Genomic DNA, 20,930 nt, shown 5'->3' on the forward strand with positions numbered 1-20,930 from the left:
GCGAGGGGCCTGGAGCGGTCTAGCGTGGCATCTGACAGGACCCCAACGGGGTGGTGCTGCGGCGGTCCGGAAACCCCGACCGACGCATGCGCGCGACCGACCACGCTGCCCGAACACCACGGGAAGTGCGCAGTCGTCGGCGGAAGCGCCGCCCCTTCACGAGCGCGAGAGGTTCCCGAATGCCCGACGACGCGACCGCCAAACGTACCGTCGCGCTGCGCTACGACGGTGGCGAGCACGAAATGCAGGTGACGGAGCCGACCGAGGGCTCCGCCGGTGTGGATCTCGGGAAGCTGCTGGCCCAGACCGGTTTGGTGACGCTGGACCCGGGTTTCGTCAACACCGCCGCCTGCAAGTCCGACATCACCTACATCGACGGTGACGCGGGCATCCTGCGCTACCGCGGCTACCCCATCGAGGAGCTGGCCGCCAAGTCCAACTTCATCGAGGTCAGCTACCTGCTGATCTACGGTGAGCTGCCCACGCAGGCGCAGTACGACGACTTCGCCGACCGGATCCAGCGGCACACCCTGCTGCACGAGGACCTCAAGCAGTTCTTCGACGGGTTCCCCCGCGACGCGCACCCGATGCCGGTGCTGTCGTCGGCGGTGTCGGCGCTGTCGACCTTCTACCAGGACAGCCTGGACCCGTTCGACCAGAACCAGGTCGAGCTGTCCACGGTGCGCCTGCTGGCGAAGCTGCCGACGATCGCGGCCTACGCCTACAAGAAGTCCGTGGGGCAGCCGTTCCTGTACCCGGACAACTCGCTGGGCCTGGTGGAGAACTTCCTGCGGATGACCTTCGGGTTCCCCGCCGAGCCCTACGAGGTCGACCCGGCGCTGACCCGCGCCCTCGACCTGCTGTTCATCCTGCACGCCGACCACGAGCAGAACTGCTCCACCTCCACGGTGCGCATGGTGGGCTCCTCCGAGGCGAACCTGTTCGCCTCGATCTCCGCGGGCATCAACGCCCTGTTCGGCCCGCTGCACGGCGGTGCGAACAGCGCGGTGCTGGAGATGCTGGAGGGCATCCACGCCAACGGCGGCGACGTCGACTCGTTCGTCGAGCGGGTCAAGAACAAGGAGCCCGGCGTCAAGCTGATGGGCTTCGGGCACCGGGTCTACAAGAACTACGACCCGCGCGCGGCGATCATCAAGAAGACCGCCGACGAGGTACTCGGCAAGCTCGGCGCGAACGACCCGCTGCTGGAGATCGCGCTCAAGCTGGAGGAGAAGGCGCTGGCCGACGACTACTTCGTCGAGCGCAAGCTCTACCCGAACGTCGACTTCTACACCGGCCTGATCTACAAGGCGATGGGCTTCCCGACGAAGTACTTCACCGTCCTGTTCGCGCTCGGCCGCCTTCCCGGCTGGATCGCGCACTGGCGGGAGATGCTGGAGGACCCGGCCCGCAAGATCAGCCGTCCGCGCCAGGTGTACACCGGTGCGGCGGAGCGCTCCTACCGGTCCATCGGCGAGCGCTGAGGGCCCGCACCGCCGGGGGCACCCGATGAGCCGTGCGGGCTCGACGGGATCGGTCCACGGCGGAGCTGAATCGAAAGCTGAATCGACCTAGCGGCTCCGGCCGCGGCGGGTATCGGCCCGTCGTCCCGCCCAGGCCCCGGTGTCCGGCTCCTCGCCGGCCCCGGGGCCGACTCGTGTCGGCTTTCTCGGTGGGCGCGGCGCCGACTCGTGTCGGCTTTCTCGGTGGGCGCGGCGCCGGCTCGTGTCGGCTTTCTCGGTGGGCGCGGCGCCGGCTCGTGTCGGCTTCCTCGATGGGCGCGGCGCCGGCTCGTGTCGGCTTCCCCGGTGGGCGCGACGCCGACTCGAGCCGCCCTTCCGCGCGGCCACGCGGGCCGGCTCGCCCGCGGCTTCCCGGCTGCGGCGGCGGTTCGTGCCCGGCCTCCGGCGGGCGCGGTGCGTAGGGTCGTCGGGCATGAGCGCACCTGCCGTCCTGTGGTTCCGGCGCGACCTGCGGGTCCGCGACCACCCGGCGCTGGCCGCCGCGGCGCGCGACGGCCGCCGGGTGATCGGGGTGTTCGTGCTGGACGAGGCGCTGCTCGCGCCGGCGGGCCCGCCCCGCCGCACCTTCCTGTACCGCTGCCTGCGGGAGCTCGACGCGAGCCTCGGTGGTCGGCTGCTGGTGCTGCGCGGTGCTCCGGCGCAGGTGCTGCCGGAGCTCGTTGCGGAGGTCGGCGCCGGTTCGGTGCACGTCTCCGCCGACACCGGGCCCTACGGACGGGAGCGCGACGAGCGGGTGCGGGACGCGCTCGGCGAGGTCGAGTGGGTCGCCACCGGTTCGCCGTACGCGGTCACCCCGGGACGCGTCACCAAGCGGGACGGCACCGCCTACCAGGTGTTCACCCCGTTCCGGCGTGCCTGGGACGAGCACGGCCGGCCCGCGCCCGCGGACACCGACGGGTCCACGGCGGACTGGCTGCTGCCGCGGAAGGTGCGCGCCGCCGGGATCCCCGCGGACGAGGACCTGGGCGGCGTCGTGCTGCCACCGGCGGGGGAGCGGGCCGCGCTGGAGCGCTGGGACGACTTCCGCGCTTCCGCGCTCACCGGCTACGACCGGGACCGGGACCGGCCGGACCGCGCGGGCACCAGCCGGATGTCGCCGTACCTGAAGTGGGGCTGCGTGCATCCGCGCACCCTGCTCGCCGACCTGGCCTGCGAGGTCGGGGACGGCGCGAGCAGCTACCGGAACGAGCTGGCGTTCCGCGATTTCTACGCGGACGTGCTGTGGCACCGCCCGGACAGCGCCCGGCACAACTTCGACACCCGCTACGACCGGATCCGGCTGGACACCGACGCCGACGCCTGGGACCGGTTCGGCGAGTGGTGCGCGGGCCGCACCGGGTTCCCGATCGTGGACGCGGGGATGCGGCAGCTGCTCGCGGAGGGCTGGATGCACAACCGGGTGCGGATGGTGGTGGCGAGCTTCCTGGTGAAGGACCTGCACCTGCCGTGGTGGTGGGGCGCCCGGCACTTCATGCGGCACCTGGTGGACGGGGACCTCGCCTCGAACCAGCACGGCTGGCAGTGGGCCGCGGGTTCCGGCACCGACGCCGCCCCCTATTTCCGGGTCTTCAACCCGATCACCCAGGGCACCCGGTTCGACCCGGACGGCGCGTACGTCCGCGAGCACGTCCCCGAGCTGCGCGGGCTCGACGCGAAGAGCACCCACCGGCCGTGGACCCTGCCGGACGGTCCGCCGAACGGCTATCCGCCGCCGATCGTCGAGCACGGCGTTGAACGGCAGGAGGCGCTGGCCCGCTACGGCGAGATCAAGAACTGACGTCCCCGGAACGCGGAACGGCCCGCACCCCGATGAGGGATGCGGGCCGTTCCGAACGTCGTCCTAGCCGGTCAGCGGCAAAGTCCCTGACCGCCCGTCTCCGAACCTGCCCGGCGGGTCGTGTCCGTCTTCCTGTCAGCGGCGAAGCCGCTGAGCTGCCGACCGAGCACGCAACCGGACCACCCGCGGGTTCTCAGCGGTTCGCTCGCGAGGACAGCGATTTCTCGTGTGGCGGAGCCACTCGTGAAATCGATCCCGCAGCGAGGGGGCCGCTGAGGTTCCGCCACCCGAGCTCCTCGCCCGCCGAGTCCGAATACCACCGCGTGATCAGTCGCCGCGGCGGATGGGGCCGAGGATCTCCCGTTCCTTGGCGCCGGTGACCAGCGTGATCGGCTCCCACAGGTTGTCCCCGAGGGCGATCACCCCGTCGTCCTTGAGCTGGGTGAGGTGCTGGATCTGCTGCTGCCCGAAGTACCAGAACCGCGCGGCCAGCTGCGCCTGCTGCAACGGCAGGCGCTGCAGCAGGATCAGGTCGGCGGTGTTGGTGGCCGCACCGCTGCCCGCCTGCGGGTGCAGGTAGGGCAGCACGTACATGGTGGTCTGCCACGGGACGCGCGGCGGGAACATCTCCTGCGGCACCGCGCCGCCGTCGTGGATCAGCAGCAGCGGCGACTCCTCGGTGACCCGGGGGACGTCGTAGGGGGCGAGCTTGCGCAGGCTCACCACCGGGACCGGCTTGCCGTCGGGGGTGAGCCCCGCGGCCCGCTCCAGCACCCGCCACGCGCCGGGGCGGCCGGTGACCACGTGCACCCAGGCGCCCGCGGCCATGGCGCGCAGCGCGATCTGCCGCGCCAGGTACAGGCCGCCGACGGTGACCATGCGGGTCGGTTCGGGCCGCAGGATCGACGCGGTCAGCGGCTCCCCGGTCGGCCCGGCGCCGATGATCATTCCGCCGCGGTCGCCGGGCGGGCTCACCAGGTCCAGCATCTCCGGCCGCACCAGGAACTCCGGCGCGGTGCCGGTGCTGTTGCCGGGGGTGTCGAGGGTTCGCGTCCGGCTCATGCCGCACCTCCCAGGGGCAGCGTTCCGGTCAGTCCCGCCAGCTGCATCCCGCGCAGCGGGGTGAGCGTCAGGTTAAGCTTGTTGCTGATGGCCCGCAGCTGGTGGTCCGCGGAGTTCAGCGCCTCCGGGGTGCGGCCGCTGATCCGCACCAGGCCGCGCAGCCCCACCTCGCCGTCCTCACCGGACGGTGCGATGGACAGCGCGATGCTGATGGACCGGCCGCGAACTCCGGTCAGCGCGTTGATGCCGTCGGTCATCCGGTTCGGCCAGCCGGTGATGGCGTAGCTGGCGTGCCGGTAGTTGTCGGCGATGACCCCGCTCCACCGCTCCCGCAACCCGATGGGCCGCTGCGAACCGAGCGCGTCCTGCAGCTCGGCGGAGGAGATGCCCGCCTGCAGCAGCTCGTCCGGGTCCAGCGGCCGCGCCGAAATGCCCTGGCTCGCCAGCGCGTTGCGCACCCGGGACAGCGCGCCGATCAGCGCCCGGTGCGCGCCGACGACCCCGCCGCCGCGTTCGCCGACGGCCTTCGCGCAGGTCTGCGGGTCCAGCCGCACCGCGACCCAGGTGGTGCGGCGCGCGGCTGCGGAGGAGGTCCCCATCAGCTCCAGGTAGGAGTTCAGCGCGGGCGAATCCGGCAGCAGCGCGGCACTTCCCGGGTAGCAGTGCCAGATCACCTGGATCGCGTCGAGCACCACGCCGCGGTCCTCCAGGCACGGCGTCAGCACGCCCAGCGGCAGGTTCGTCGCCTTGTCCGGGTTGCTGATCAGCGGCGGCGTCGGGTCCACCATGAGCACCGCGGTCCACTTGCCGTTGTGCCAGGACAAACCGACCGGGTTGCGGTCGTGGTCCTGGCCGCGCGCGACGACGAGGTCCTCGACCAGGATCCGCAGCAGCGCCACCCGGTGGTTCTCGTCGGGCCCGATGATGCCGTCACCGTTGCGGTCCTCGACGAATTCGCTGACGTCCTCGGACGGCGGGACGGAACGGCGGATGTGGCTGCGCGTCCGGTATTCCAGGACGAGCCCGAACCACTGGGTGAACCAGCGACCGCGCCTGCGCAGCAGCGCGATGATCAGCGCGAGCGCGACGACGCCCGCGGACACCGGCCACAGCATCTCGTTGAGCAGCACCAGGATCAGGCCGAGTGCCAGGCCGACCTCGATGACGACGATGTTGGCCACCGGCATCGCCCCGAGGCTGGCACCGACCGTGCGACGCCGCGCTCGGATGCGCGTGCGAGCACCGCCGGTACCGGAGGCGTTCGGCTGGGCCGGATGTTGCGTGCTGACGGACATCCGTTCGGTCTCTTCCCCTCGCAGGTAGTGCGCGCACGGGGCGCGCCAACCAGGTCGTTCGGCAGCCGTTCCAAGAGTTTGCGGAAGGGTTCCGTCGAACCGGACCCGTGCGGCGCCCCTCTCCGGCTATCCTGCGGAACCGTACCTCGGACGGGAGAGCTGTAGGCGAAGAATGGCATCAACACCCACAACGAAGTCACAGGTTCAGGCGTACCAGTTCGTCCTTCGCCGCATGGAATCGGCGTTGGTGCGCAAAGACGCGGTGATGCTGCACGACCCGATGGGCTCGCACAAGCGCGCCACCATCGCCGGTGCCATCCTCGCCTGCATCGGGCTGATCGGGTTCCTCGTCTGGGGCTTGTTCGGCGGGAAGGGGTCGATCCCCGAACCGGGCAACATCGTCATCGGCAAGGACAGCGGCAGCGTGTACGTCGTCACCGCGGACGACGCCGCGCAGAAGCGGCTGATCCCGATGCTGAACATGGCGTCCGCGAAGCTCCTGGTGATGGCGCAGGGCGGAGGCCAGGGCGGGCAGCCCGTCCAGGCGACCACGGTGAAGGAGTCGGCGCTGGCGGACTTCCCGCGCGGCCCGCGCACCGGGATGGTCAACGCCCCCAACTACTTGCCCGCGGCGAACAACGTCGCCGAGCCCGCGTGGGCGATCTGCGACGTCGGGCAGGTCCGGGACAACCTCGGCAGCGAGGAGCGGACGCAGCGCGCGACGAAGGTGGAGACCACCGTCATCGGCGGCGACGCGGACCACGGCGTCGAGCTCAAGCCCGACGAGTCGCTGTTCGTGCAGGACCAGAGCTCCGGGCAGGAGTACCTGATCTACCGGGTGGAGGACCTGCCGGGCCGGCCGCACACCAAGGTCGTCAAGGCGCAGGTGGACCGCTCCGAGCAGGCCGTGATGGACCTCTACGGGCTCAACGGGGTGGTTCCGCGGACCATCACCACGAACATGCTGAACTCGGTGCCGGACGCGCCGCCGTTGCAGATCCCGGACGCGCCCAGCGGCAGCGTGGACTACATGCTGAACCCGTACGACTCCGGTGACGTGGTCAAGCAGACCGTCGCCGGGGCACCGGACAAGTACTTCGCGCTGCTGCCCGAGGGCAAGCAGGAGATCAGCGCCGGTGCGGCCGCGGTGCTGCACGCCAGCAAGCGCGGCAGCCAGGAGATCCCGAACTCCACCGGCACCATCACCGATGCGAAGACCGCGGAGACGCAGCGCCTCGACATGGACTCGTTCCCGACGGTCGTGCCGCACCCGCTGTCCTTCCAGCAGGCACCCACGTCCTGCCTCAGCTGGCACAACATCGGCGGCGAGCACCACGTCACGGTCACCGTCGGCAAGGACGCCCCCACGAAGACCGCCCCGGTGAAGCTGGCCCAGCACGACGGGACCGGCCCGAAGGTGGACTTCTTCTACATGCCCGCCGGGAAGGCGGCCGTGGTGCGCGGCGCGTCCAACGAGGCCGGTGCCGACTCGGCCCCGATCTACCTGGTGTCCGACCAGGGCGTGATCTACGGGATCAAGGACGGTGCGACCGCGCAGGGGCTCGGCGTGGTGACCAACCCGGGTGCGTTGCAGGCCGGTCCGTCCGGGATCCTGCGGTCGCTGCCGAAGGGCGATCTGCTCGACCCGGCGCAGGCCAGCTACGTGTACGACTCCGTCCCGGTCCCGCCGGGCGGCGTGAACCGGCCGCCGCCGAACCCGCAGGCGCAGCAGCAGTCCGGCAGCACCGGCGGCTGACGGCTCCTCCCGCGAGGTCAACGGCCCGCTCGACCTTTCCCGGTCGGGCGGGCCGTTCGCGTTTCCCGCCCAGCGGACGGGAACCGCGGTGCCGGTGAGCACGTCCCAGGGACGGTGTGCTCGTGCCCGAGCGCGGGCGCGCCCACCGGCCCGCTGGGGTGGCCGGTGTCGTCGACTACCGGGAGGTGCCGGATGGCGGGGATCCGGATCGAGACCGACGAGCTGGTGGCGCGCGCGGACGCGCTGCGCGCCGCCGGGGAGCTCGTGGGTGAAGTGGGGCGCGGACTGGGGGACGCGCCCGGTGGCGCCGATTTCGGGGAGTGGGGCGAGGCGGCCGCCGAGTCCTACGACGGGCTGGCCGGGGCGCTGCGGGAGCGGATCTTCGGCCTCGGCCACGCCGTCGCCGACGCGGGGGACGAGCTCACCGCGGTCGTCGAGCGGCACGCGACCGGGGACGCCGAGCACGCCGCCGGTTTCGGCCGGGAGGGCGAGGCGTGATGGGGGAACCGGGCGGGATGTTGCAGTCGAACGACCTGCGCGCGGTGCGCGCGGCCAGCGCGGCGGAGGCGGAGCGGACTTCCGCGCCCGCGGCCGACGTCGGAACGGCGGCGGTCGCACCGGGGGCCGATCCGGTCGCACCCGGATCCGGTTCGCCCGCAACGGGAATCGAGCCGCTGGCGCCCGGGTCCGCGGCCGTCGCACCGGAATCCGCCGCGCCCGCACCGGGAACCGAGCCCGCCGCGTTCGCCGCCGACCGGGCCGAGCTGCCGGTGCAGCTGGACTTCCTGCACCAGTCCGTCGAGGTGCTGGAGGTGCCCGACCCGTTCGGCCCGGAGTTCGCCGTCGCGGGAGGGGAGTGGCGGGCGCTGCCGCCCGCCGCCGAGTTCTGGCGCGCCGCGGCGGAAGCCCTGCGCGAAGGCGCCTCCTCGGCCGCCGACCAGGTGAGCGGTGTCGAGGCGAGCTGGGACGGCGCGGACGCCGACGCGTTCGCCGCCGCGCTGCGCCGGATCGGCGCGAGCGGCGCGGCGCTCGCCGAGGTGGCGGACGCGCTGGCCGCGGAACTCGACGCGGCGGCCGGTGCGCTGCGCGAACTGGCCGGGGAGATGCGGCTGCTCGTCGCCGAGGTCGCGGCCCAGGTGCACGCGGCCCTGCGCGAACCGGGCCCGGACCTGCCCGCGGCCCGCGAGCACCTGATGCGGGTCCGGCGCCCGGCGGCGGGCCTGGCCGAGTCGGTGCGCGAGGTGCTGGCCCGGCTGCACCGGTTCTGCGCCGCGCAGCGGGACGTGCTGCCGCCGGTGCCGACCGTCACCGCGGACGGGCCGCGGAATCCGTTGTGGACAGAGCTCGCGGCTGCGGGGGAACCGCGCGCCGGAGCGGCCCCGGCCACGACCAGCCCGGCCACGACCAGCCCGGCGACGACCACCCCGGCCACGACCAGCCCGGCGACGACCAGCCCGGCCACGACCAGCCCGGCCCAGGCCGGGGACGCCGAGCAGGCGGGCGACGCCGAGCAGTCCGACGGCGGCACCTCCGCGGCCACCACCGGTGCCGTGCTCGGCGGCGGGATGGTCGGCGGCATGATGCCGCTCGCCGGGATGGCGGGCCTGGCCGGTGCGGGCGGCGGGACGGGACGTCGCCCGCAGCAGCGGCCGCGGCCGAAGGCCGACCCGGCCGAGCTGTTCGGCACCCCGCCGCCCGCCGCCGACCCGGTGCTCGGCGACACGAGGAAGAAGCGCCCGGAATGACCGGGGGCTGATCCGACGAGGCCCGGTGGAGTCCGAAGTGGACGCCACCGGGCCTTCGTCGTCGTACGCCGGGATCAGTCGTCGTCGCCGCCCGCGCGGCGCGCGCGGACCGTGCGCACCGCGTTGATCAGGAACGCGGTGAACAGCACCGCCCCGATGCCGCCGAGCGCCCCGCCGAACGCGACGGTCATCGCCGCCCAGTCCGGCTGCGGGATGACGTCCGCGCCGAGCCGCGCCGGCTTCGCCGGGGCGGGCTGCGCGCCGTGCTCGGCGGGCACCACGTCGCTCAGCGCCGCCATCGGGTCGATCATGCCGTGCCCGAGGATGTCGTTGCGCCCGTTCGGCCCGCCGGGGCTCAGCGAGGTCTGCTCGATCCGGTCCATCACCTGCTTCGCGGTGAGCTCCGGGAACTTCTGCTTGATCAGCACCGCCAGCCCGGAGACGTACGGGGCGGCGAAGCTGGTGCCCTGGATCGGACCCGGCTCGCCCTGCGGCCCGGTCGCGAGCTGGTTGACCACGCCGGTCCCCCCGCTGCCCGGGTCGAGCGCCGTGAGGTCCTCGCCCGGTGCCGCGACGTCCACCCACGGGCCGGGAACGGTGAACTCGGAGGCCTGGCCCTGCTGCCCGACCGACGCCACCGTCAGCACGTACTCGTCGAACCAGGCGGGCAGCACCGCGGTGACCGGGTTGCCGGGCGGGTTCTTCTGGCAGCTGTCCTGGGTGTTGCCCGCCGCGGCGACCACGACGACGCCCTTGTCGTAGGCGTTCTTCACCGCGTTGTGCAGCCGGTTGTTGTGCCCGCCGCCATCGGCCATCGCCGCGGCCATCGTCTGGCAGGACGACTGCGAGATGTTGATGACGCTGGCGCCCTGGTCCGTGGCGTACTGCACGGCCTGCGCCATCGTGCGGGTGTCACCGATCGTCTTGTTCTGCTGCTTGTCCTGGAACAGCGCGGACGACTGCCGGATCGACATGATCTGCGAGTCCGGGGCGACCCCGACGAACCCGGTGTCCGGGGAGGGCGCCGCCGCGATGATCCCGGCCACCACCGTGCCGTGGCCGTCGCAGTCGCGGTTCGCGCCGCCGTCCGGCACCGCGCTGCCCCCGCCGCCGGTCAGCTTCAGCCGCGGGTGCTCGTTGACGCCCGTGTCGATGACCGCGACGGTCGCGCCCTGCCCGGTGAGCCCCTCGGAGTGCGCGCGTTCGAACCCGAGCGTGAGCTGGCTCCACGGCTTCTCCACGACGGAGGCGCCGCTGCTGTTCGCCTGCATGCAGCCCTGGGTGGGCTCGTAGTTGCCCGACGGGGACAGCGGCCCGGTCGGCGGCGCGTCGGGGACGAGCGGCGGTGGCTGGAACTCGGTCTCGTCCGCCAGTGCGGGCTGCACCGGGCCGAGCGCGGTGATGCCCAGCACGGCCACCAGCGCCATGCCGCGCCGCAGCGCGCCGTTCCGCGAGTTGAAACCCATCTCGGCGGTCCTCAGAAGAAGTTCAGGTTGAGGTCGCGGATCGTCATGTACAGGTCCATGACGCCCAGCGCGAGCGGCAGCACCAGCGCGATCAGCACCGCCTCCAGGATGTCCACCATGCGCCGCTGCACCGGCGAGAACCGGCGGTTCGGGAACACCACGCCGAACACCAGCGCGCCCACGCTCAGCAGCAGCAGCGGCGGGAACACCCAGGCCACGGCCATCGGCGCCACCGCGGTCTGCACGAGCAGCCCGGCGGCCACGCCGACCGAGGCGAGCAGCCCGCTGATCAGCAGCGCCACCGCCTGGCTGCCGTTGGCGTAGTTGCGGCCGCGCAGCAGCAGCACCGCGGCGACCACGATCGCGAACAGGGCGCCGAAGACGCCGCCGTTGGCCAGCGTGATCGCGAGGATCGCGCCGAGCGCGGCGGTGAGCCCGCAGCCGATGATCAGCCCGGTCATGTACTGGTGGGCGAGGCCGGTGCGGCGCTCGATCATCAGGTAGTCCGGGAAGCCCTCGTCCTCCTTGAGGTCGTCGGCGTTGCCCGGCACGTGCGGCAGCGGCAGCTTCGCCAGCTGGATCGTCAGCCGCGGCAGCAGCGAGATCCCGGCGAGCCCGATGGCGCCGGCCCCGGCGGCGACACCGGCGGCGCTCGCCCCGCTCGGCAGCAGCAGGGCGGCGATGAAGGCGAGCACCGCGAACGTGGAGACGGTCGCGGCGGCGATGAACGTGACGATGCCGGTGCCGATCACCATCAGCGAGATCGACGCGAAGATGAGCACCAGCGCGCTGGCCAGCAGCAGCTTCGGGGTGGGGTCGTTGCCGGGGACCGCGTTGAGCCCGGCGACGAACGCCATCGGCAGCGCGCCCGCCCCGGCGATCACGGTGCCGGTGGTGGCGGCGCCGTAGGCGCGGGTGACGACCGAGCCGATGCCGGTGGCGAACACGGCGACCACGAGCGCGATGATCGCGGTGATCGCGTGGAAGAGGACCCCACCGGCCTGTCCGGACAGTCCTAACGCGGCGGCGGCGGCGACGAACCCGAGCACGCCCGCGGCGTGCCCGATCTTGGCGGCGGTCTCCTTCGTCCACGGCCGGTAGCTGCCCGGTTCCGCCTCGGCGAGCGCGTCCACCACGTCGTCGTAGAGCGGGGGCGGCGGGTCGTCCGAGCGGCGGCGCAGCTGCAGCAGTTCGCCGTCGACGACGCCGAGCGAGGACAGCGTCTGGCTGTTCTCCAGCGGTTCTTCACCCAGCTTCGCCAGGCACCAGCCACCGTGCCGCGAGCCACCGTCCGTGCTGCCCTCGCGGGCCATGTCCAGCAGCATCGGCAGCAGATCCGCCACCGCGACGTCGGCGGGCAGCGCCAAGTCGATGCGAGTATTCGGCGCCACCACTGTCACGCGGCTGAACACCGTGGTCCCGGTCGCCACTGAGGCCCCCTACTTCCTAGGTCCTTGCACTTGGGTCCTTCTGCGTTCGATCCGGCCCGGTGCGGCTTTTCTCGCCGAAAGCGGCCCGCCCGGCCGAAGAGCGCCCCTAGTATGGCCGCACCGACCTCGCAGGGGTGAAGGGTTTGGTCGAACTCGTGCCAACGGGTTCGCAACCGGTTGGTCACGGACGGACCGGAACCGCCTGGACCCCGCTGACGTCGGTGTCGTGGACGGTACAGAATGCCGCCTGCGGCAGTAGGGGCGTCGTGACGTGAGCCCGCCGCTCCACATTGCTACGACAGGAAAGGTTGCTGCCTCCGGTGAGCACGCTGCAGTTCAAGCGATTGCCGCGCATGGCCGCTCCGAGGCCGCCTGGCGGGGAGGTGCACCTCGAACCGCCACCCGAGATCCCGCGGGTGATCCCCGGCAACATCGTTCAGAAGGTGCTGCCAGGCGTCATGATCGTCGCATCCCTCGGGATGATGGTCTTCATGCTTCAGCGGGCCAAGGACAACCCGATGATGATGATGATGCCGATGATGATGCTCGTCTCGACTTTCGGGATGATGGCGGGCGGCGGCAAGGACGGCGGTCAGAAGAAGGCCGAGATGAACGAGGACCGCAAGGACTACCTGCGGTACCTCGGTCAGATGCGGGATCGCGCCCGCGAGGCCGCGGACGAGCAGCGCCTCGCCCGGGAATGGGTCCACCCGGACCCGCAGACGCTGTGGTCGCTGGCGAACGGCACCCGGCGGATGTGGGAGCGCAGGCCGAACGACAACGACTTCTGCCAGGTCCGCGTCGGCCGCGGCTCGCAGCGGCTGGAGACGCGGCTGGTGCCGCCGCAGACCGGGCCGGTCGACGAGCTGGAGCCGATCACCACGTTGGCGCTGCGCCGCTTCGTGCGCGCCCACTCGCTGGTGGCCCAGCTGCCGATCGCGACCTCGCTGCGCGGTTTCGCCGCGGTCGGGCTGCAAGGCGACCGGGTGCTCACCCGCGGGCTCGCGCGAGCGATGCTGGCCCAGCTGGCGACCTTCCACTCGCCGAACGACGTGATCATCGCGATCGCCTCCAGCGGCCGGTCGCGCACCGAGTGGGACTGGGTGAAGTGGCTGCCGCACGCGCAGCACCCCACCGAGACCGACGGCATCGGCCCGATGCGGCTGATGTCCGGTTCGCTGTGGGGCATCGAGGAGATGCTCGCCGAGCAGCTCGACGAACGCCCCCGGTTCCAGCGCAACGCGGCCCCGCCGGAAGGCCAGCCGCACATCGTGATCGTGCTCGACGACGCCGAGATCAGCCGCGAGGAGCAGCTGATCGTCGAAGGCGGGCTCGCCGGGGTGACGATCATCGACCTGTCCGATGTGCTCGGTCCGATGACGCAGCGCCGCGGCATGCGCATCGTCGTCGAGCCGGACCGCATCGGCGCCCGCGGCCAGAACAGCGTGGAGTGGTTCGGCGAACCGGACGCGCTGACCATGGAGGAGGCCACCTCGCTGGCCCGCCAGATGGCGCGGTACCGCATCGCCTCCGGCCCGGCGGCCGTGGAGGACAGCGGCGGCTTCGAACCGCTCACCACGCAGCTCAACTACATCGAGCAGCTCGGCCTTGCGGGCGACCCGGTCACCTTCGACCTCAACGAGGCCTGGCGCCCACGTCCGCGGGACGACATGTACCGCGTCGCGATCGGCCCCGGTGAGCAGGGCGAGATCGTGCACCTGGACATCAAGGAGACCGCCTCCGGCGGCATGGGCCCGCACGGCCTGTGCATCGGTGCGACCGGTTCCGGCAAGTCCGAGTTCCTGCGCACCATCGTGCTGGGCCTGCTGGCCACGCACTCCTCGGCGGCGCTGAACTTCGTGCTCGTCGACTTCAAGGGCGGTGCGACGTTCAAGGGCTTCGACAACGCCCCGCACGTCTCCGCGAGCATTTCGAACCTCGGTGACGACAGCACCCTGGTCGACCGCATGCAGGCCGCGCTCGAAGGCGAGATGAACCGCAGGCAGGAGGTGCTGGACAAGGCGGGCGCGAAGAACGTCTGGGACTACCGGAAGCTCTATGAGGCCGGGCACGACAACGCCAAGGACCCGCTGCCCGCGCTGTTCGTGGTCATCGACGAGTTCGGCGAGCTGCTGCAGCAGAAGCCGGAGTTCGCCGACCTGTTCACCATGATCGGCCGGCTGGGCCGGTCGCTGCAGGTCCACCTGCTGCTCGCCTCGCAGCGCCTGGAGGAGGGCAAGCTGCGCGGCCTGGACTCGCACCTGTCCTACCGGATCGGCCTGAAGACGTTCAACGCCTCCGAGTCCCGCGCCGCCATCGGCATCCCGGACGCGGCGGACCTGCCCTCCAACGGTGGGCACGGGTACCTGAAGCACCCCAACGGCATGGAGCGGTTCCGCGCGGCCTATGTCTCCGGGCACGACCACCAGACCAGCGGGCGCCGCCCGATCGGCCGGGCGGCGTCGCCGGTGACGGGGGAGAAGCGGCCCCGGTTCTTCATCCCGGACTTCGTGGAGAAGCCCCCGGAGCCGGAGGCCCCGGTGGTCGAGGAGGAGCCGAAGAAGAAGGACGACCTGGCGCCGACCGACTTCCAGCTGGTCATCAGCAAGGTCGAGGGCCAGTGGCCGCCGGCGCACATGGTGTGGCTGCCGCCGCTGGACGCCCCGCCCACGCTGGACGGCCTGCTGCCGCCGCTGCAGGCGACCGACGACCGCGGCTACACCGCCGTCGGCCACCCGGGCAGCGGCAAGCTGGAGGTGCCGATCGGGCTCATCGACGTGCCCTACCACCAGCGGCAGGACCCGCTGGTGCTGCGCTTCGCCAACGGTGCCGAGGGCAACGGCGCCGTGGTCGGCGGTCCGCAGACGGGCAAGTCGAACCTGCTGCGCACGATGATCGCGTCGATGGCGCTCACGCACACCCCGCAGGAGGTGCAGTTCTACTGCGTCGACCTCGGTGGTGGTTCGCTCTCGGCGCTGCGGAACCTGCCGCACGTCGGCGCGTACGGCAACCGGCGCGACCCGGACACAGTGCGGCGCACCATCGCCGAGGTCAAGTCGCTGCTGGCGGCGCGCGAAGGCCGGTTCCAGGAGGCGGGCATCGACTCGATGGCCGACTTCCGCAACCGCAAGCGCCGCGGTGAGATCACCGACGACCCGTACGGCGACGTGTTCCTCATCGTCGACGGGTGGGAGGCGTTCCGCGCCGAGTCCGAGTTCGAGCCGCTCGAACCGGAGATCAACAACCTGGTGCAGCAGGGCCTCGCGTTCGGCATCCACGTGTTCATCGGCGCCAACCGGTGGGCCGCGATCCGGCCGCAGCTCAAGGACGCCCTCGGCACCCGCATGGAGCTCCGGCTCGGTGACCCCGGCGAGTCCGAGGTCAACCGCAAGGTCGCGGTGACGGTGCCGCTGGGCCGCCCGGGCCGCGGGCTGCACGCCACGCAGCTGCACTACCTGACGGCACTGCCCCGGGTGGACAGCGAGAAGCTCGGCGACCGGATCCCCGCGGAGGCGGCGCGCGCCGAGGCGGCGAACGAGAAGCACCCGCGCCCGTCGTGGGAGCTCTACAACGACGACCTCGCCGACGGCGTCGCCGACCTGGTCAACCGGGTCCGCAGCTCGTGGAAGGGCCGTCCGGCGCCGCAGGTCCGGCTGCTGCCGAACCTGCTGCCGTACGAGCAGCTGCCCGCCAAGGAGCAGCAGCCGCGTCCGCACCTGGTGCCGATCGGCATCAACGAGGACGGGCTCAACCCGGTCTACCTGGACTTCAAGGCCGAACCGCACTTCTACGCGTTCGGCGAGCGCGAGTCCGGGAAGACGGCGCTGCTGCGCACCATCGTCAACGGCATCACCAGCCGGTACACCCGCGAGCAGGCGCTGATCCTGCTCGTCGACGTGCGCCGCACGATGCTGGGCGTGGTGCCGGACTCGCACCTCATGGAGTACACGGTCACCGCGGACCAGCTGAAGAACAACGTGCGGGACATCGCCGCCGCGTTGAAGAAGCGGCTGCCCGGCCCGGACGTCACCCAGGAGCAGCTGCGGGACCGCTCCTGGTGGAAGGGCGCGGACCTGTTCATCGTGATCGACGACTACGAGCTGATCTCGCCGCAGGGCAGCAACCCGCTGGCACCGCTGGCGGAGTTCGTCGCGCAGGCCTCCGACGTGGGGCTGCACATGGTGATCGCCCGGAACTCGGGCAACGCCAGCCGTGCGCTGTTCGAGCCGATCATCGGCAAGATGCGGGAGGTCTCGGCGCCCGGTCTCGCGATGAGCGCGAACAAGGACGACGGGCAGCTCGTCGGCAACGTCAAGTCCCGGCAGCTGCCGCCGGGGCGCGGGACGCTGGTCAGCCGCTCGTTGCGCGGCGGCCCGCAGCTGATCCAGACGGCGTACTCGCAGCCGCAGTGATCGGCGGGTCCCGTGCGGACCGCTGGCGGCCCTCCCCCGTCCTCGTGGCGGGGGAGGGCCGTCGTCGCTCTCGGTGAATGACACGATCGAGCGAAGATCTTCCTCGGTGTTCGCGCTTATGGTGTGGGCCATGTCAGACACCCCCCGAGCCCGCGCGCTGGGAAAGGAATTGCGTGCCGTTCGCGAGCAATCCGGACTGACCTTGCGCCAGCTCGGCGATCTGATCGGCTGCTCCGAAGCGAAGGTGAGCCGAATGGAGACGGCCCGCCGCCGCCTCGCCCCGAATTCCGTGCGGGCCTTCCTGGACGCCGTGGACGTGCGCGGTGCTAACCGCGACCGGTTGTTGCGCCTCGCCTACGACATCGACGAACCGGTGTGGTGGGAATCGGGCATCGGATTGCCCGCGCAGCTCACCGAACTCATCGACGCGGAGAAACGCGCGGTGTGCATCACCGAGGCGTCCGAAGTCCTCGTTCCCGGACTGCTGCAGATCCCCGACTACGCCCGCGCGCTGTTCAACGCCACCGGTGTTCCGGCCGAGCAGGTCGACCGGCTCATCGGGGCCCGCTTGGCCCGGCAGGGCATCCTGCACCGCGCCGAACCGACCCGGTACGTGGTGCTGCTGGACGAGGCCGCGCTGTGCCGAGCGGTCGGCGGGCCTGCGGTGATGGCCGCGCAGCTGAACGCGATGTGCGCGGTGTGCCGGGAGCCGAACATCTCCCTGCACGTGGTGCCGTTCACCGCGGGCGCGCACACCGGACTGGACGGCCCGTTCCTCCTGCTGGAGTTCGTCCGGAGCAGGCCGGTGGTCCATTTGGAACAGCGCAGGTGCGGTGCATTCCTCGACGACCCGGAAGATGTAACGCCCTTTTTGCACGCGCGATCTAGTCTGTGCCGGACAGCGCTGAGCCCTGATCGTTCCCTGGAACTCGTAGCGGCTTATGCGCGCAGGTACGAGTGCGGGGAGGACACTGGTCATGGGGACGGGGCGTTGGCGGAAATCGAGCTACAGCGGTAGTCAATCGGCGTGCGTGGAAGTCGGTTCGATCGCGATGCGGGTGGATGTGCGCGATTCGAAGGACCAGTCCGCGGTGCTGTGCTTCCGGCGTGATCAGTGGCGAACTTTCCTGGCCGAGATCAAGTACTCGGATTGATCCCGGCCGGGCTGCTCGGGTCGGGTGCGGGGGCGTGCCGGCCGGGCCCCGCACCCGGTGCCCGCGGAGCGCGGGAACCTCGGACACGGTGCGTCAAGAGGTTGCCACGAAAGCCACCCGATCGAGGGCAGACTGTTGAACTGCGCGCACCCTCGGCCTCTAGGGTGCTGGGGTGGATTCGGGATCGGAGCCCGACTCGCGCGAACCGTTCGGGGGAATTCGGGTTCGCGCCCGGTTCGTCCCGCCGCACCGGCGGCCCGGCGAAGACACCGACGCGACCCCGCGGCGGTGCGCGAAGGAGTAGTGGGTGTCCCTGCACGTCTCGGTCGACTTCGGCACCTCGAGCACTTGCACCGTGGTGTCCGTCGGCGGCGGTGAGCCGCAGGTGGTGGTCGTCGACGGCCAGCCCCTGGTGCCCTCCGCGGTGTTTGCCGCGGCCGACGGCACGTTGTTCGTCGGCCACGAGGCGGAGCGGCAGGCCGCCGTCGACCCGTCCCGGTTCGAACCGCACCCCAAGCGCCGCATCGACGAGGGCGAGCTGCTGCTGGGCAGCAGCGTGCTGCGCGTCGGCGACGTGGTGCGCGCGGTGCTGCAGCGGGCCGTCGGCGAGGCCCGCCGGTTCGCCGCGGGCGCGGGCGTGGACCTGCTCGTGCTCACGCATCCCGCGGACTGGGGTTCGGTCCGCGCCGGGGTGCTGCGCCAGGCCGCGGCCGGGCTGGCGAAGGAAGTCGTGCTGGTGCCGGAACCCGTCGCGGCCGCGGTGTTCCACTCCGCCGGGCACGGGCTGCCCGATGGCGGGGCGCTCGCCGTGCTCGACCTGGGCGGCGGCACCGTGGACGCCAGCGTCGTCTGCAAGCAGGGCCGCGCGTTCCGGGTGCTGGCGACGAAGGGCGAGCCGAACTTCGGCGGCGCCGACATCGACCAGGCCCTGCTGGAGCACATCGGTTCCGTCGTGTCCGGAATGGACCCGGCCGCGTGGCACAAGCTCGTCGAGGGTCGCGACATGGCGGACCGGCGGCGCCGCCGGGTGCTGCGCCAGGACGTGCGCGGCGCGAAGGAGACGCTGTCCCGGCACACCTACACCGACGTGCCGATGCCACCGCCGTTCTCCGACGCGCACGTCACCCGCGCCGACCTGGAGCGCCTGGTGGCGGCACCGCTGGCGAAGTCCGCCGACCTGGTCTCGGCGACCTTGCAGGAGGGGCAGGTGCCGCGGGACCGGCTGGCCGGGGTGTTCCTGGTCGGCGGTTCCAGCCGGATCCCGCTGGTGGCCCGGCTCATCCACGAGCGCACCGGGGTGCTGCCGACCACCTTGGACCAACCGGAGACGGTGGTGGCCCGCGGTGCGCTGCGGGCCGTGCGGCTGGACCCGGAGCGCACCGGTGGGCTCGCGCCCGCGGGCGCGCACCGCGGCGCGCGCGCACCGGCCGCGCGCCCGCAGCACGCGGGCGTCCCGCGGCAGCAGTGGGCGCAGCAGCCCGCCGTTGCTCCGCCGGGCGATTCGCTCAGCCGCGCCTCCACCATCGTCATCGGCGCCGGCGACCAGACCCGGCCGGTGTTCCACACCCCGGTGCCCCGGCGGACCGGGGTGCGGCCGTGGGTGTGGGGCGCGGGCGCGGCGGCGGCCGTGGTCGTCGCGGTGGTGGTCGCGGTGCTGCTCTCGCAGGTCACAGGCGGGCGGGCGGCGGCGCCACCGCGGCACGTCGCGCAGTACGAGTACGGCTTCGACTACCCGGCGGGCTGGCGGCAGACCGGCGGTGATCCGCAGCTGTGGCAGACGGTGGTCGCGCCGCGGTCCGACGGAGACGACCTGATCGTCGTGCAGCAGGGCGACCTCGGCTACGACGTGGCGGCCGGGCGGGCCCGCGCGGTCGCGGACCTGCGCGCCGAGTACGACCGGTTCAACGCCGATGGGGGGCGGTTCTCCGGTTTCGACGCCTCGGCGACCTTCGCGGGCCGGGACGTCGTGTACTACCGGGAGGACCTGCCGGGCGCGACCGCGGAGTGGTTCGTGGTGCACCGCGGGCAGTACCAGGTGAGCGTGGGCTGCCGGTACACCCCGGCCGGGAAGTCCGAAGTGGAGCGGGCCTGCGAGCAGGTCGTCTCCTCGCTCTCGGTCACCGGGTGACGGTCGCCCGCGAAATCGGTAGCGGGTGCAAATCGCTTTCGCGAATTCCGCGTGCGATCCGCCGAGAACTCGGCACGAGCGGATTCTTTCGCAATCGCTAATCCGCGTGTGACCAGCGATTTCATCCTTCCGCGTTCACAGCCGCAACCGTTTCCGGAAAAAGCTGGGACAGGGCGGAACCGGACGTGGCAATGTCTGCGTCGTAGGTTCATCGATCTTCGAGCAACGAATGAAGGGGGCTCACCTATGAGCGGGATGGGTACCGACGCGGACCTGATGGCGAAGGCCGCGGGTCAGGTCGAAGAGGTTCGGGGCAACGTCGAGAACGCGGTGAGCACGCTGGACGGGCAGATCGCGCCGGTCCTGGCCTCCTGGAAGGGCGGGGCGTCCGACGTCTTCCGCCGCCTGATGGACGCGTTCCAGGAGAACGCCAAGACCATCAACCAGAAGCTGGGCGAGATCAGCGAGAACATCCAGTCCTCGGGGCAGGCGTACACCCAGAACGAAGAGGAGCAGGCGGCCGAGATCTCCAAGATCGAGGGCATGCTCGGCGGCTGAGCCCGCCTCCGACGTTCTTTCTCCACCTTCTTCCGACCACTTCACGTGAGGGGACTTCACCATGGAAATTCGGGTTGATTTCGGCCAGCTGAGCCAGGCCGCCGACGACCTGGGCGGTGCCGCCACCAAGATCCAGGCCGAGCTGGACGAGCTGGAGAACATGCTCAAGCCGCTGGTCAACACCTGGGAAGGCCAGGCGCAGGAGGCGTACCGCGCCGCGCAGTCCGAGTGGGACAAGGCCGCCCAGAACATGATCGAGATCGCCGCGAAGATGGGCATGGCCGTCAACGCCGCGAACGAGTCCTACCAGGCCGGTGAGGCGAAGAACGCCGGTCGCTTCGGCGGCTGATCTCCGCGCCGCGCCGATCGCCGACCCCGGACGCCCCTCGCGGCCCGGGGTCGGCGGTGTTCCGGGGCGGGTGCCCGGGGCTCCCGGGCCGCCCGGTAGCATCCACTCGGCGACTCGGCACGCCGACGGCGTTCCCCCGACGAAGGGGACCCCGTATCGGTGGGTCTTTTCGCCAACGAGTACCCTGATTGTTTGTTGTGCGGTGCGCGACTGCGGTGTTGGAGCGGTGACCGGCCCAACGGAAAGCCCGGCGAGAGCCGAGGCCGAACCGGGCC

General features: G+C 71.8%; 15 protein-coding genes. 11 read left to right on the forward strand and 4 right to left on the reverse strand.

Going from position 1 to position 20,930, the window contains the following annotated elements:
- The first annotated feature begins 179 nt into the window (after positions 1-179).
- Both H1226_RS02525 and H1226_RS02530 read left to right on the forward strand, forming a co-directional pair.
- Positions 180-1,484 (forward strand): citrate synthase, encoded by a 1,305-nt coding sequence (locus H1226_RS02525; RefSeq protein WP_224956851.1) that lies wholly within the window; start codon positions 180-182, stop codon positions 1,482-1,484.
- Positions 1,485-1,935: 451 nt separating this feature from the next.
- The gene (locus tag H1226_RS02530; RefSeq protein ID WP_258345557.1) at positions 1,936-3,300 is read left to right on the forward strand and encodes a cryptochrome/photolyase family protein; all 1,365 of its coding nucleotides are present in this window, start codon (positions 1,936-1,938) and stop codon (positions 3,298-3,300) included.
- A gap of 327 nt (positions 3,301-3,627) precedes the next feature.
- Here the strand turns inward: H1226_RS02530 and H1226_RS02535 are convergent, their stop codons facing one another.
- Positions 3,628-4,362, reverse strand: coding sequence for a hypothetical protein (locus H1226_RS02535; protein ID WP_224956853.1), 735 nt, complete (start codon positions 4,360-4,362; stop codon positions 3,628-3,630).
- Entirely contained in the window at positions 4,359-5,549 is a 1,191-nt protein-coding gene (gene eccE / locus H1226_RS02540) for a type VII secretion protein EccE (protein ID WP_224956854.1), read from the reverse strand. Before eccE ends, H1226_RS02535 begins: the two co-directional genes overlap by 4 nt.
- 280 nt (positions 5,550-5,829) lie before the next feature.
- Between eccE and eccB the strand changes: the two genes are divergently transcribed.
- From eccB to H1226_RS02555, 3 genes are all read left to right on the forward strand, one after another.
- On the forward strand, positions 5,830-7,413 hold the full coding sequence (gene eccB / locus H1226_RS02545) for a type VII secretion protein EccB (RefSeq protein WP_258345562.1): 1,584 nt from the start codon (positions 5,830-5,832) through the stop codon (positions 7,411-7,413).
- Between the two features lie 192 nt (positions 7,414-7,605).
- Positions 7,606-7,911, forward strand: coding sequence for a hypothetical protein (locus tag H1226_RS02550; protein WP_258345563.1), 306 nt, complete (start codon positions 7,606-7,608; stop codon positions 7,909-7,911).
- A 17-nt stretch (positions 7,912-7,928) separates the two neighbouring features.
- Positions 7,929-9,158 carry a hypothetical protein gene (locus H1226_RS02555; protein ID WP_258345564.1) on the forward strand — a complete coding sequence of 410 codons (1,230 nt, stop codon included), beginning with the start codon at positions 7,929-7,931 and terminating at the stop codon, positions 9,156-9,158.
- Positions 9,159-9,232: 74 nt separating this feature from the next.
- Here the strand turns inward: H1226_RS02555 and mycP are convergent, their stop codons facing one another.
- Positions 9,233-10,624, reverse strand: a complete 1,392-nt coding sequence (gene mycP, locus H1226_RS02560; protein WP_224956858.1) for a type VII secretion-associated serine protease mycosin — start codon at positions 10,622-10,624, stop codon at positions 9,233-9,235.
- A gap of 11 nt (positions 10,625-10,635) precedes the next feature.
- On the reverse strand, positions 10,636-12,054 hold the full coding sequence (gene eccD / locus H1226_RS02565) for a type VII secretion integral membrane protein EccD (RefSeq protein ID WP_224956860.1): 1,419 nt from the start codon (positions 12,052-12,054) through the stop codon (positions 10,636-10,638).
- Between the two features lie 320 nt (positions 12,055-12,374).
- Here eccD and eccCa point away from each other — a divergent pair, with 320 nt between their 5' ends.
- From eccCa to H1226_RS02595, 6 genes are all read left to right on the forward strand, one after another.
- The gene (gene eccCa, locus H1226_RS02570) at positions 12,375-16,466 is read left to right on the forward strand and encodes a type VII secretion protein EccCa (RefSeq protein ID WP_224977666.1); all 4,092 of its coding nucleotides are present in this window, start codon (positions 12,375-12,377) and stop codon (positions 16,464-16,466) included.
- Positions 16,467-16,596: 130 nt separating this feature from the next.
- Positions 16,597-17,484 (forward strand): helix-turn-helix domain-containing protein, encoded by an 888-nt coding sequence (locus H1226_RS02575; RefSeq protein WP_258345572.1) that lies wholly within the window; start codon positions 16,597-16,599, stop codon positions 17,482-17,484.
- Positions 17,444-17,620, forward strand: coding sequence for a DUF397 domain-containing protein (locus H1226_RS02580; protein WP_224956866.1), 177 nt, complete (start codon positions 17,444-17,446; stop codon positions 17,618-17,620). Before H1226_RS02575 ends, H1226_RS02580 begins: the two co-directional genes overlap by 41 nt.
- A 307-nt stretch (positions 17,621-17,927) precedes the next feature.
- Positions 17,928-19,748 carry a type VII secretion-associated protein gene (locus H1226_RS02585; protein ID WP_258345575.1) on the forward strand — a complete coding sequence of 607 codons (1,821 nt, stop codon included), beginning with the start codon at positions 17,928-17,930 and terminating at the stop codon, positions 19,746-19,748.
- 246 nt (positions 19,749-19,994) lie between these two features.
- Positions 19,995-20,306, forward strand: a complete 312-nt coding sequence (locus H1226_RS02590) for a WXG100 family type VII secretion target (RefSeq protein WP_224956871.1) — start codon at positions 19,995-19,997, stop codon at positions 20,304-20,306.
- Between the two features lie 61 nt (positions 20,307-20,367).
- Positions 20,368-20,655, forward strand: a complete 288-nt coding sequence (locus H1226_RS02595; RefSeq protein ID WP_258345577.1) for a WXG100 family type VII secretion target — start codon at positions 20,368-20,370, stop codon at positions 20,653-20,655.
- Positions 20,656-20,930: the final 275 nt, after the last annotated feature.

The sequence above is a fragment of the Saccharopolyspora gregorii genome (assembly GCF_024734405.1).
GTDB classification, from domain to species: Bacteria; Actinomycetota; Actinomycetes; order Mycobacteriales; family Pseudonocardiaceae; genus Saccharopolyspora_C; species Saccharopolyspora_C gregorii.